The sequence below is a fragment of the Sphingobium sp. CFD-2 genome (assembly GCF_024611135.1).
In the GTDB taxonomy this organism is placed as follows: domain Bacteria; phylum Pseudomonadota; class Alphaproteobacteria; order Sphingomonadales; family Sphingomonadaceae; genus Sphingobium; species Sphingobium fuliginis.
The window spans coordinates 2,853,483-2,865,697 of record NZ_CP084405.1; the positions used below are offsets into that span (position 1 = coordinate 2,853,483).

A 12,215-nucleotide genomic window follows, 5' to 3' on the forward strand; every position below is an offset into this window, starting at 1 on the left:
CCTTGCGGATGCTTATCGGGGAATTTTGTCCCGCAATTTTGTCACGTCACCCGATAAAATGTCGCAATTTGTATCGAGCGGAGGCTTGGCTTCGGTTCCAAACCTCCTTCGCGGGAACGACAATCAAATTCAACGATCCCGGCGTCCCAGCAGACGCAGGCGAAGCGCGTTCAGCTTGATGAAGCCCGCCGCGTCGCGCTGGTCATAGGCGCCCGCATCGTCCTCGAAGGTCACGACCTTCTCGCTGTAGAGCGAATAGGGCGACTTGCGGCCGACGACATAGACGCCGCCCTTGTAGAGCTTCAGGCGAACCGTGCCGGTCACCTTCTCCTGGCTGAAGTCGATCGCCGCCTGCAGCATCTCGCGCTCGGGCGAGAACCAGAAGCCGTTATAGATGAGTTCGGCATAGCGCGGCGCCAGTTCATCCTTCAGGTGCGCGGCCCCCCGGTCGAGCGTCAGTTGCTCGATCCCGCGATGGGCGAGGTGGTAGATGGTGCCGCCCGGCGTCTCATACATGCCGCGCGACTTCATGCCGACGAACCGGTTCTCGACCAGATCGAGGCGGCCGATGCCATGCTTGCGGCCATAGTCGTTGAGCGTTTCCAGCAAGGTCGCGGGCGACATGCCGACGCCATTGATCGCCACGCCGTCGCCGCGCTCGAAATCGATGGTGATATATTCGGGCGCGTCGGGCGCATCCTCCGGATTCACCGTGCGCGAATAGACATAGTCCGGGGTTTCTTCCCACGGATCTTCCAGCACCTTGCCCTCCGAAGAGGTGTGCAGCATGTTCGCGTCCGTCGAGAATGGGCTTTCGCCGCGCTTGTCGCGGGGGATCGGAATCTGGTGCTTCTCAGCGAATTCGATCAGCCTGGTGCGGCTGGTGAGGTCCCATTCGCGCCAGGGTGCGATCACCTTGATGTCGGGCGCGAGGCCGTAATAGCCAAGTTCGAAGCGCACCTGGTCATTGCCCTTGCCGGTCGCGCCGTGGCTGACGGCATCCGCCCCGACCTGCTTCGCGATCTCGATCTGCCGCTTGGCGATCAGCGGCCGGGCGATGGACGTGCCGAGCAGGTAAAGCCCTTCATAAAGCGCGTTGGAGCGCATCATCGGGAAGACATAGTCCTTCACGAATTCCTCGCGCAGGTCATCGATGAAGATATGCTCTTCCTTGACGCCCATCAGACGCGCCTTGGCGCGGGCGGGCTCCAGTTCCTCGCCCTGTCCCAGATCGGCGGTGAAGGTCACCACCTCGCACTGGTAGGTCTGTTGCAGCCATTTCAGGATCACGCTGGTATCCAGCCCACCTGAGAAGGCAAGAACGATGCGGTTGATCTGGTCGGACATGGGCAACTTTCCTTGAAGCGGGCCTGGGCGGCCATGCAATTACCGGCGGGCCGGTATCAGGCCGGGCGATCCAACGCAACCGCAACGGCGGAACTATCGCATGACGAAGGGATGCCGATCGGAACCGGCATCCCCTTCCCTCAAGGAATCGAATCGGGCTCAGCTCGTCCGCGGCTTGAAGACGCTGTCGCGGCGCCGGTCGGAACCGAAACGATAGACCGTCTGCGTGGCCGCAGGCGCGGGCCTGGCCGATACTGGCGGCGCTGCCATGGTTTCCTCCGCCGCCGGGGTCGCCGCCTGCTTCTGCCGCTGCGCGAGGAGGAATTTTGCGCGAGTCATGCGCTTGGCGTGGGTTCGGAACGGGTTTTCCGGGCTGGGCGGCGCAGCAACCATCGCTTCCAAGCTGCTTTCCTCCTCGCTCCGCGCAGGAGCAATCACGGGCGGTGGCGTCATCAGCGGCATGGCGGGAGCTGGTGCCGCAGGCATGGGCTGGATCACCTCGCCCTCCCAATGCTCCTGGCCTTCCCACTGCTCCTCACGACGCTTGCGCCTGCGCAACAGGGCAGCGCCCGCGAGGCCCGCCATCAGCAGCGAGCCGCCGCCCAGCGCCCAAAGCAGCGCGGGATCGATCCCGGCTTGCGACGGAGGAACTGGCGCCGGCCTGACAGGAGCGGCGGCTGCCGGCGGAGCGGCCGCCTGTACAGGCGCCGGGACAGGCGCTTCGCTTTGTACCGGGGCCGTAGCGCGTTGCGGGGACGCGACAGGCTCGGTCCGCGCTGCCGTTCGGGTCGCTGGCCTTGGTGCGCGCCGCTCCACCGGAGCCGCTACCGCAGTCTGCGCCTTCTCCTCCGCCTGCGACGCCGCAATGGCGGCATCCAGCCGCTGTTCGACCGAAGGCGTCGATTGAACCACAGGCTGAGCGGGCGCAAATGCTGGAGCGGACGAAGCCGGCGATTGCTCCGGTTCCGCGGCTGGATTGACAATCACCGGCTGGCTCGGCGGCACGATGGTCTGCGCGAGCAGCGGAGGCGAACTGAAAGCCAGAACAGCGGCAATCGCGGCCCTGGCGGGGCGAAGTGAGCGAATGTTTCCAGTCATAGCCATGATCAAACCCGCGAGCCTCACGATTCAGCGCAAAGCCTGAAGGCTATTCCCGATCAAGCGAGCCAAAGGGCCGACGAAACGATCCGAACATGGCCAATATGAACATTCGTTCATTTTGATGGATGATGTTTTAGTCTTTATATTCTTGCCTGTGGTTCAGAATCAGCGATCTATTATTTGGGACTATCATCCCTATTGTCACGGCGCGCGCCTTCGATCAGCCGCCTGTTCCGTTCTTCTTCCGCTGACTGCGCCAGACGTTCCGCCTTCGTGCGACCGAATTTGATGCGATTGCCCTGCGCCTGGCGTTCCTTGTCCGCCCGAGCCTTCGCCTTGCGCGCCTGTCGTAGATTGACGATGTCGCCCATGGGCGTGGACGGGCCTCCCTGAGGGGATGGAGCGGGTAGCGGGGATCGAACCCGCATCACAAGCTTGGAAGGCTAGTGCTCTACCATTGAGCTATACCCGCCCGTCAGGCTGAGCGCCCTGCCATCTTTGGGCGGCCTTCGTCAATATGCCAAAGCGATATTCACCCAATATCGGCCTTAACCCCGCGCGATATTTGCACTATCAGGGGCCATGGCCACGCCTTCCCTGCGCCAGTTGGATATATTCGCGCAGATGGTGGCATCGGGCAGCCTCTCACGCTGCGCCAGCGATCTGGGGATCACACCCGATGATGTCGCGCGCGATCTGGCCTCGCTGGAGCTGCGTCTGGGCTACCGCCTCTTCGACGATCTTGCCGGCGCCCCCCGCCTGACCGCCGCCGGTCGGAAAACGGCGGAGGCCATGACCCTGTTGTCGCAGGATCAGCCGGAAAACTGGGGGGTCGATCAGGCGGATGGCATGATCCCCGCCGCCCCTCCGTCGGAATCGGCGCCATCGCGGCAAAGCATCGTCCTGGCCGCGCCCGCCCCGGTCTTCGGCCATTTCCAGGAAGCGCTGGCCGCGTTCGAGGCCGCGAATGACGACATCGCCATCACGCTCGACCTGACGATCCACCTGGCCGACGAAGCTGCCTGGACGCTCCGCCGGGGAAAGGCCGACATCGCCTATTTCTATGCGTTGGGCGAGACGGATGAGCCATCCTCCCGCTATGGCTGGTCGGAGCAGATCAACCTCTATGCCGGCGCGGACCATCCGCTCGCCCGCCGCGACAGCGTTGCGACCGGAGAGCTTGCCGCCATGCCGACATTGGCGATGGAGCCGCGCAACGGCCTGCGGCGGATCATCGACGAGGCGCTGCTGCGCGGCGGCGTCCGGCTGGGCGATCCGGTGCTGGAGACCGACAATCTGTTCGACATCATGACCATATTGCGCGAAGGGGCGGGCTGCTTCGCCGCCTTCGGCCCCCTTGCCCGCGATCTGGGCCGGATGACCGGGATCAGGCGGATCGCGCTCGAACGTCCGCTCCCGGCCATCGAAGTGCGGCAGGCTCTCCGCCCCGAAAGCCCGGCCGCGGCTGCCGCGCTGGCGGAATTCCTCTTTCTCTGATCATCCGCTGCGACTGGCTGAGCCGATTTCGCGGGCAAGCGATCGATCCCGCGCCAAGCAGTATTGATATGCTATATCATTTCAGATAGGAGAGCGCATCTCCTCCCATTGAAGGATGACGAACCGAATGTATCGTTCCGCACTGTTGCGTGCCGGTTGCGCCTTTTCCGCATTGTCTGCCGCCCTTCCCGTCTTTGCTCAGGACGCACCTGCCGACGCGGCGCCCCAAGCCTATCATGATCAACGAGCGGACATCGTCGTCACCGCCATCATTCCACGCCGGCAGGGCGATATTCTTTCAGGAACGTCGGTCGTATCCGGCGAAGAACTGACCCGGGCGCTGCGCCCCACCATCGGCGACACTCTGGCGCACCAGCCAGGCGTCTCGGCAACCTCCTTCGGTCCCAATGCTTCCCGCCCCGTGCTGCGCGGCTTCCAGGGCGAGCGCGTGCGCATCCTGACCGACGGCATCGGCAGCTTCGACGTGTCGAACACCTCCGTCGACCATGCCGTGGCGATCAACCCCCTCACCGCCGACCGGATCGAGGTGCTGCGCGGCCCTGCGGCGCTGCTCTACGGCTCCTCCGCCATTGGCGGCGTGGTCAATGTGATCGACAGCCGCATCCCCCGCCGCGTGCCGGACGAACCGATCCACGTCGACGGCATCGCCACCCATGGCAGCGCAGCCAATGAACGCACTGGATCGGGCGAGATCGAGGCCCCCATCGGTGACAAGTTCGTAGTCCATTTCGACGGCAGCTATTCCAAGAGCGGCGATCTGGACACCGGCAGCTATATCCTGACCCCCGCCCTGCGGGCCCAGGCGAACGCCAGCAGCGATCCGGAAATCCGCGACCTTGCCACCCTGCGCGACAAGTTGCCCAACAGCGCGGCGCGGACATGGGAGGTGGCGGGCGGCGCGGCGCTCATCACCGATGGCGGCAATCTGGGCTTTTCGGTGGCGCATACCGACAATTTCTACGGCGTGCCGGTCCGCTATTCGCTCGATCCCGATGGCGAAGCGGAAAAGGTGCGGCTGCACATGAAGCAGGATCGGGCCGACCTGCGCGCCGAACTGCCCGTCAATGGCGGCTTCCTGGAATCGATCCGCCTGCGCGCGGGCTTCGCCGATTATCAGCATCAGGAGATAGAGGAGACGGGCGAGGTCGGCACGACATTCTACAACCAGTCGATCGAATCCCGGCTGGAACTGGTTCAGGCCAGGCGCGGCGGCTGGGACGGCGCGATCGGCGCGCAGTTCTTTGCACGCAACTTCCACGTGGTGGGGGAAGAAAAATTCCTGCCGCGCAACGAGACGGAGCAACTGGGCTTCTTCACGCTGCAATCCTTCGACCTCGGCACCACCCGGATCGAGCTGGGCGGGCGTTATGAACATACGCGGGTCGGGGCCGATGCGGACGAGACGCTGCTCAATCCCGCCTATCATCGCAGCTTCAATGCACTTTCCGGTTCGCTGGGGATCAGCCAGGAACTCGCTCCTGGCTGGCGGGTCGGGTTGAACCTGTCCCGCACGGAGCGCGCTCCTTCGGCCGAGGAGCTGTTCGCCCGCGGCAACCATGCCGGAACGCAGGCCTTTGAACTCGGCAATCCCGATTTCGGGCTGGAAAAGAGCTGGGGCATCGAAGGCACGCTGCGCGGCCAGGGCAATGGCTATACCCTCTCGCTTTCCGCCTATCACAACTGGTTCGACGGCTATATCTACGATACGCTGGCCGACGACAGCGTCTGCATGGCCGCCAATGGCGGAGAACCGCTGGATTTCCCCTGCTACCAGAATCTGCAGGCGAATGCCCGCTATCTCGGCTTTGAGGCGGAAGGCACGGTGAAGCTGGGGCAGATCGGCGGCTATGCCCTCAACCTGGATGGCGTGGCCGACTATGTGCGCGCCACCATCATCGGATCGGGTCCGGCGCCGCGCATACCCCCGCTCCGCCTGCTGGGCGGCGTGGAATTGCAGGGCGACCGGCTGAGCCTGCGGGGCGAGGTCGAGCGTAGCTTCGCCCAGAACCGCATCGCGGACACCGAAACGCCGACCGACGGTTTCACGCTGGTCAACGCCTCGCTCTCCTTCAAGCCGCTCAAGGGCAACGACCGGACCACCATCACCCTTTCCGCCAACAACATCTTCGATGTGGAGGCGCGGCGGGCGGCCAGTTTCCTGAAGGATTACGCCCCCCTGGCGGGACGGGACATCCGCCTGACGGCCCGCCTGTCGATCTGATAACCTGGTTGATTGCGCAATGTGACGATTTCGTTACAAGGCGCGGATGGACCAGGGGTGGGCGAAACTCGATCGGATGCGCCGGCGGGCGTATAAGGGCGGCTGAATGCGTCAGATCGCCGCCCTTCCCTATTCGACCGGCCCCGACGGGTCGATGCGTATCCTGCTGATCACCTCTCGCGATACGCGGCGCTGGGTGATTCCCAAGGGCAATCGCATCAAGGGCATGGCCGGCCACCGCGCCGCAGAGCTGGAGGCCTATGAAGAGGCGGGCATTCACGGCATTGCCTGCCCCGCGCCGCTCGGCCGCTATCGCTATGACAAGAAACGGCGGCGGGGCGACACGAAAGAGGCGACGGTCGAGGTTTTCCCGCTTGCGGTGACGGGCCAGTTGTCGCAATGGCCCGAACAAGGGCAGCGGGAACTGCGTTGGTTCCCCGTTGCCGAAGCTGCAAAGGCTGTCGACGAACCCGATCTGCAATCCATCATCGCCGCTTTCCGCGAACCGCCCCGGGACCCGGGCCTGTTCGTGCGGACGTTGCTGCGGGTCAAGGAATGGCAAAGCGAAAGGACTGGAATGCTGCGCTGGTTTCACGCGCTGATGCCCAAGCAAGGGCGCTTTTTCGAGCAGTTCGAGGATCATGCCGCGACTTTGGTCGCCGGCGCCGATGCGCTCGCCAAGCTGCTGAAGGGCGGGCCGGACATCGACGCCCACATCAAGGAGATTTCGGACCGGGAGCATGAGGCGGACGACATCATCCGCGAAGTGCTGCAGGATGTGCGCCGCATCTTCGTGACGCCGTTCGACCGCAGCGCCATTACGGGGCTGATCGGGGTGATGGACGACGCCATCGACCAGATGAACCAGACGGCGAAAGCCATCGCGCTGTTCGAGGTGAAGGAATTTCCGTCGCAGATGCAGGACATGAGCGCCCTGATCGTCGAATGCGCGCGGATCACGGCGGAGGCGATGCCGCTGCTGCGGTCGCTGAACCTGAATTCGGCGCGGCTGCATGACCTGACCGAACGGCTGGTGAAGCTGGAGGGGCATGCCGACATCCTGCATGAGGCGGGGCTGAAAGCGCTCTACAACCAGGCGCGGCAGGGCAATCCGATGGATTTCGTCGTCGGCAACGAAATCTACAGCCATCTGGAGAAGGTGACAGACCGGTTCGAGGATGTCGCCAACGAGATTTCCGGCCTGGTCATCGACCACGCCTGATCCGGCCAGAGCAGATAGATGGAAGCCCATATCGCCTTTCCGCTGCTGATCGCGCTGATCGGGGTCGCGCTGCTGTTCGATTTCCTGAACGGGCTGCACGACGCCGCCAATTCGATCGCGACCATCGTGTCGACGCGGGTGTTGAAGCCGCAATATGCGGTCGCCTGGGCGGCGTTCTTCAACTTCATCGCCTTCCTCTTCTTCGGGCTGCATGTGGCGGAGACCGTGGGCAAGGGCATTGTCGATGCCAGCATCATCGATCCGGCGGTGATTTTCGGCGCGCTGATGGGGGCCATCGCCTGGAACCTCATCACCTGGGGACTGGGCATCCCCTCCTCCAGCAGCCATGCGCTGATCGGCGGGTTGCTGGGTGCGGGAACCGCCAAGGCGGGACTTTCCGCCGTGGTGTGGAGCGGGGTGTTCAAGACCAGCGCCGCCATCGTGCTGTCGCCCGCCATCGGGCTGGTGCTGGCATTGCTGCTGGTGCTGGTCGTGAGCTGGATTTTCCGGCGCTTCACGCCGCAGGGGGCGGACCGGGTGTTCCGCAAGATGCAGCTTGTGTCGGCGTCGCTCTATTCGCTGGGGCATGGCGGCAATGATGCGCAGAAGACGATGGGGATCATCGCGGTGCTGCTCTATTCGCAGGGCATGCTGACGGGCGGGTTCCACGTGCCCTTCTGGGTGGTGCTGAGCTGTCAGGCGGCGATGGGCCTTGGGACGCTGCTGGGCGGGTGGAAGATCGTCCACACCATGGGGTCGAAGATTACGCGGCTGACGCCCGGACAGGGATTTTGCGCGGAGACCGGCGGGGCGCTGACGCTGTTCCTGGCGACGCATCTGGGCGTGCCGGTGTCGACGACCCACACCATCACCGGCGCGATCGTGGGCGTCGGGGCTTCGCGGCGGCTGTCGGCGGTGCGGTGGAACGTGGCGTCGAGCATCATCGTCGCCTGGGTGGTGACGCTGCCGGCGGCGGCGGTGATCGGCGCGGCCTTTTACGGGCTGACGCGGCTGTTCTGACGGGAAAAGGGCGCGGTCGGTTTTTCCGCCGCGCCCTTCCCTCTCCTGAACCCTGAAACGCTCAGCTCACCCGGCCGAGGCGGTGGTAGAGATTGGCGTATTTGACAGATTCCGGCTTGTCCTGAACCTCGCGCAGATAATGGGCGATGGCGGTTCGGATCAGGCCGAAATCCTCCTGGGAGAAAACCGCGCGGGAGCGGGCGGGCTGGGGTGCTTCGGTCGTTTCCATGGGTCTTCCTTTCCGTTGGGATGACGCATCAAACCATGAACGAGTCGGTCAATGAAGGCCGATTAGTGAAGCGGTGTCATGCGGTGACTTGTTCATATTGTCATTTTTTGACATAATGACAGTATGGCGGATGATCGGAAACTTTATCTGGGGCCGAAGCTGCGGGTTTTGCGGCGGGAGCTGGGGCTGAACCAGACGCGGATGGCGGAGGAACTGGGGGTGTCGCCCAGTTACCTCAACCATCTGGAGCGTAACCAGCGGCCGTTGACGGCGCAGATGCTGCTGCGGCTGGCCAATGTCTATGACATCGATATTCGCGATTTCGTCGCCAGCACGCAGGAAGGGGCCGCCAGCGCGCTGGGGGAGATATTGTCCGACGCGCTGGTGCGCGACATCGGCATCGCCCGCGACGAAGTGCTGGAGGTCGCGGAAAATTATCCGGGGGTGAGCGAGGCTATCGGACGATTTTACCGGGCGCTCAGCGATTTGCGGCGCCTGCCGGAGCAGGTGGCGTCCGGACTGGCGGGGGCGCCGGGGAGCGTGGCGCCGCTGCATGCGCCGCTCGACTGGCTGCGCGAGACGATCGCGCGGGCGGGCAATCATTTCGCGGAGCTGGATGCGGCGGCGGAGTCGCTGGCGGGGGAACTGGGCGACGATCCATCGGCCTTGCAGGCGGGCATCCGGGCGCGGCTGAAGGAGCGGCATGGCATGGCCGTGCAGATCGTGCGGGAGGATGTGCTGGCGGGAACGCTGCGCCATTATGACATGCACCGGCGGCGGCTGTTGCTGAGCGAGCGGCTGGCCTCTTCGGGGCGGCTGTTCGCGGTGGCCTATCAGCTTTGCGCGCAGGAACTGGCGGACGCGATAAGCGGGCAGGTGGCGCGGGCGGGGCCGCCGGACGAGGACAGCCGCCGCCTCGCCGGAATCGCGCTCACCAACTATGCGGCGGCGGCGCTGATCATGCCCTATGACCGTTTCGCCAAGGCGGCGGAGCAGAGCCGGCACGACCTGCCGCTGCTGCGGGCGCGCTTCGGCGTGTCGATGGAGCAATTGGCGCATCGGCTGACCAGCCTGGGGCGGACGGGGGCGCGGGGCGTGCCCTTCTTCATGGCGAAGGTGGACCGGGCGGGCATCGTGTCGAAGCGCTTCGACGGGGAGGCGTGGCCCTTTGCGCGGCTGGGGGGCACCTGTCCGCGCTGGGACGCGCATGAGGGGCAGGCGCCGGATGCGGTGCACACGCAACTGATCGAGACGGTGGACGGGCGGCGCTTCGTCAGCCTGACGGTGGGCTTGCCCAAGGAGGGCGGCGCGCGGGGGCGGTCGGTGATCGCGCTGGGCTGCGAGGCGAAGCATGGGGCGCGGATCGTGCATGCCGACGGGATCGATCTGGAGAAGGGCGCGGCGACCGGGGTGGGGCCGACCTGCCATCTGTGCGAGCGGCGGGGGTGTCCGGATCGCGCCCTGCCGCCGGTGACGCGGGCGCTGGATCTGCATGGCTATGAGCGGACGGTGGCGCCGTTTCCGTTTCGGCGGGTTTGAGGGGGGATTTGGCCGGTGGCGGAATGTCGGCTTAGGGCGCCGTTTAGCAGAAAGCCGCCCTCCTCTAATTCAATTAGGAAAATCTCTCATCTCCTCAGTTTGGCATGCCTTGACGCTCAGGATTGTCAACCCAGAGTCGAGCCGTCTCAATAAATGCCCACACATCATCAACCCCGGCTTTCAGATAAAGCGCATCTTCTGGGTCGGCCCCCATTGCTTCGAACATGGCCATCAACCAATTTTGCTTTGAAACCTGTTCCGGAATTTTAGTCTTCAGCCAACACTCTAATTCGCCGACCGGTACAAACATGACGCCAAAGGATGCAAATCGACTGAGTAAATCTTCCGCAGCGCTTTTGTCGGAACCTAAGGCATCAAGACCAAGTTTTTTACAGTTGGCGCGACCAGCTTTCTCCATAGCTAATTTTATCGATGCCCGCTCTTCTTGTAGACCGTGAAGCGATGCGGCATCTAAATTCACCAATTGCCAAATCGATGCAAAATCCTTGCTCATAAGAACATCAAAGTCGAATACAGCGAGTGCAGGCACCCCCAAACGTCGCAGCGGTTCCACTAGACGAGGTATTGTTTGCCAGTTCTGTGCATTCATAAAGATGCAATCTTCGATGCCTCGATCATCAGCGCTCATGCGCGCATTGACTTCTTCGTAAAAAGCCCGATCCGCATCGGCTTCGCAAATAATTGCTCCGCGATGGAAAAGTGCCCTCAAGCTATGTGCCGAACGAAGAAGCGGGTCATTCATTAACTGCCGAATTTCCGTGGGATCGAGCGAGCGTGCACTTGCTAATCCACCGGTATAGGTCAGCCTCACAATTCGAAGATTAGGTTCAGATTGCATACAGCCCAGCAGCAACTCTGAACTGTGACTTGCCATAATCAGTGAAGCTTCGCGGTCCCGTGCCGCTTTTGCGAGCACTTTTCCGACGCGCCGAGCGAGCGTCGGATGCAAGAATGCCTCCGGCTCGTCAATTAAAATGATCTTATCTGGCAATCCCAAAACTGCGGCAACAAGACCAACCGATGTTTGAACGCCATCACCGAGCGATTGAATAATCGGGGCATCCCCATGAAACCGACGTGCACTATCATCAAGCGCCTGCTCTTCAGTGTCACTTTTTGGAGCCCGGTTGCTCAGACGAACACGGAAAGTAGTCATACCGGTTGGATCAACAACAAAAAATTTCCCAAAAGCTTGCTCAGTGAACTTACGAACTGCTTCGCGAATTTTTTTCGACTTAAAGAGATGCCACAGCAGATTTTCGGGCGGGCGATCAAGATCTCCCGTTGGCTTTGGGTCGATCAGCTCAAACCGCGTGCGACCATCAAGTCGAGTAGTGAAAAATCGAACAAAATACTGACGAAGTTGTAAAATTTGATTGTTTTTATGCCAATCAACAAAGCTCGTACTCTGTATTTGAGTTCTAAGCTCTTGCTCGTTATTTCTAGATCGTGGGCGAAAAAACCAGAGAATTCCTGGTTGCACTCCCTGCCCTTGGGGGGCTTCCGTCCGGTACACCATCATCATTCGATCAATCGCCTCACCGTTTTGGGGCATGGCAATTTCGATTTGGTCTAAAAGGACAGACGACACTTCTAGGCCCGAGCAATACGCCTCAATTTCGCGCAAGGTCTGGCTTTTGCCTGCACTGTTCGGTCCAACCAGTATGGTCACATTTGGGCATTCAATTTCAAGAGGAGGTTGGTCAGGTGCACTGCCAGCTACAAATCGCAGGCGTTCTATCCGTAATGTGTCTTTCATCTGGCTTCCACGAAAATTCCACCTGTGACGCCATCATCGACTGCAACAGCAACCAATTTTCTGTTCTAAGACGCGATAGCAATGCTTCCAAAAATGGTGGCAGCTTTCGGGAATAGCGGCAAGCGGTCCGAACGGCGAAGACGGGCGCAAAGCTGCCGAAGCCCAAGTTAGCAGGCAAACAAAAAGGGGCCGCCGGGCAGGCGACCCCTTTTATCCTCTCCCTAAAGCGGGCAGGCCG

10 protein-coding genes and 1 tRNA gene are annotated in these 12,215 nt (G+C 62.4%); 5 read left to right on the forward strand and 6 right to left on the reverse strand.

The window, feature by feature from the left end:
- Positions 1 to 129: 129 nt before the first annotated feature.
- The 4 genes from LDB29_RS14110 to LDB29_RS14125 form a co-directional block, all read right to left on the reverse strand.
- Complete coding sequence (locus LDB29_RS14110) at positions 130 to 1,347, reverse strand: argininosuccinate synthase (RefSeq protein ID WP_025551103.1); 1,218 nt, start codon at positions 1,345 to 1,347, stop codon at positions 130 to 132.
- A 159-nt stretch (positions 1,348 to 1,506) separates the two neighbouring features.
- Positions 1,507 to 2,445 carry a hypothetical protein gene (locus LDB29_RS14115; protein WP_255308952.1) on the reverse strand — a complete coding sequence of 313 codons (939 nt, stop codon included), beginning with the start codon at positions 2,443 to 2,445 and terminating at the stop codon, positions 1,507 to 1,509.
- A 179-nt stretch (positions 2,446 to 2,624) separates the two neighbouring features.
- Positions 2,625 to 2,819 carry a DUF4169 family protein gene (locus LDB29_RS14120; RefSeq protein ID WP_025551107.1) on the reverse strand — a complete coding sequence of 65 codons (195 nt, stop codon included), beginning with the start codon at positions 2,817 to 2,819 and terminating at the stop codon, positions 2,625 to 2,627.
- Between the two features lie 27 nt (positions 2,820 to 2,846).
- Positions 2,847 to 2,920, reverse strand: a tRNA-Gly gene (locus tag LDB29_RS14125).
- Between the two features lie 110 nt (positions 2,921 to 3,030).
- Between LDB29_RS14125 and LDB29_RS14130 the strand changes: the two genes are divergently transcribed.
- From LDB29_RS14130 to LDB29_RS14145, 4 genes are all read left to right on the forward strand, one after another.
- Positions 3,031 to 3,945: a LysR family transcriptional regulator gene (locus tag LDB29_RS14130; protein WP_025551109.1), complete on the forward strand. Its 915-nt coding sequence runs from the start codon at positions 3,031 to 3,033 to the stop codon at positions 3,943 to 3,945.
- Positions 3,946 to 4,072: 127 nt separating this feature from the next.
- The gene (locus tag LDB29_RS14135; protein ID WP_025551111.1) at positions 4,073 to 6,187 is read left to right on the forward strand and encodes a TonB-dependent receptor domain-containing protein; all 2,115 of its coding nucleotides are present in this window, start codon (positions 4,073 to 4,075) and stop codon (positions 6,185 to 6,187) included.
- A 106-nt stretch (positions 6,188 to 6,293) separates the two neighbouring features.
- Positions 6,294 to 7,409, forward strand: coding sequence for a DUF47 family protein (locus LDB29_RS14140; RefSeq protein ID WP_044661376.1), 1,116 nt, complete (start codon positions 6,294 to 6,296; stop codon positions 7,407 to 7,409).
- Positions 7,410 to 7,427: 18 nt separating this feature from the next.
- Positions 7,428 to 8,429, forward strand: coding sequence for an inorganic phosphate transporter (locus LDB29_RS14145; RefSeq protein WP_044661375.1), 1,002 nt, complete (start codon positions 7,428 to 7,430; stop codon positions 8,427 to 8,429).
- Between the two features lie 61 nt (positions 8,430 to 8,490).
- Here LDB29_RS14145 and LDB29_RS14150 read toward each other — a convergent pair whose 3' ends face one another.
- Positions 8,491 to 8,658 carry a hypothetical protein gene (locus tag LDB29_RS14150; RefSeq protein ID WP_007682549.1) on the reverse strand — a complete coding sequence of 56 codons (168 nt, stop codon included), beginning with the start codon at positions 8,656 to 8,658 and terminating at the stop codon, positions 8,491 to 8,493.
- A gap of 123 nt (positions 8,659 to 8,781) precedes the next feature.
- On the opposite strand from LDB29_RS14150, the gene LDB29_RS14155 reads away from it, so the two are divergent.
- Positions 8,782 to 10,197, forward strand: a complete 1,416-nt coding sequence (locus tag LDB29_RS14155; RefSeq protein ID WP_025551113.1) for a short-chain fatty acyl-CoA regulator family protein — start codon at positions 8,782 to 8,784, stop codon at positions 10,195 to 10,197.
- Positions 10,198 to 10,291: 94 nt separating this feature from the next.
- Here LDB29_RS14155 and LDB29_RS14160 read toward each other — a convergent pair whose 3' ends face one another.
- Positions 10,292 to 11,977: an ATP-dependent endonuclease gene (locus LDB29_RS14160; protein WP_257554469.1), complete on the reverse strand. Its 1,686-nt coding sequence runs from the start codon at positions 11,975 to 11,977 to the stop codon at positions 10,292 to 10,294.
- Between the last annotated feature and the right edge of the window lie 238 nt (positions 11,978 to 12,215).

Bases quoted from the DNA above. Each gene is read 5' to 3' on its own strand.
- LDB29_RS14110 (WP_025551103.1), bottom strand. From the start codon at position 1,347: ATGTCCGACCAGATCAACCGCATCGTTCTTGCCTTCTCAGGTGGGCTG.
- LDB29_RS14115 (WP_255308952.1), bottom strand. From the start codon at position 2,445: ATGACTGGAAACATTCGCTCACTTCGCCCCGCCAGGGCCGCGATTGCC.
- LDB29_RS14120 (WP_025551107.1), bottom strand. From the start codon at position 2,819: ATGGGCGACATCGTCAATCTACGACAGGCGCGCAAGGCGAAGGCTCGG.
- LDB29_RS14130 (WP_025551109.1), top strand. From the start codon at position 3,031: ATGGCCACGCCTTCCCTGCGCCAGTTGGATATATTCGCGCAGATGGTG.
- LDB29_RS14135 (WP_025551111.1), top strand. From the start codon at position 4,073: ATGTATCGTTCCGCACTGTTGCGTGCCGGTTGCGCCTTTTCCGCATTG.
- LDB29_RS14140 (WP_044661376.1), top strand. From the start codon at position 6,294: ATGCGTCAGATCGCCGCCCTTCCCTATTCGACCGGCCCCGACGGGTCG.
- LDB29_RS14145 (WP_044661375.1), top strand. From the start codon at position 7,428: ATGGAAGCCCATATCGCCTTTCCGCTGCTGATCGCGCTGATCGGGGTC.
- LDB29_RS14150 (WP_007682549.1), bottom strand. From the start codon at position 8,658: ATGGAAACGACCGAAGCACCCCAGCCCGCCCGCTCCCGCGCGGTTTTC.
- LDB29_RS14155 (WP_025551113.1), top strand. From the start codon at position 8,782: ATGGCGGATGATCGGAAACTTTATCTGGGGCCGAAGCTGCGGGTTTTG.
- LDB29_RS14160 (WP_257554469.1), bottom strand. From the start codon at position 11,977: ATGAAAGACACATTACGGATAGAACGCCTGCGATTTGTAGCTGGCAGT.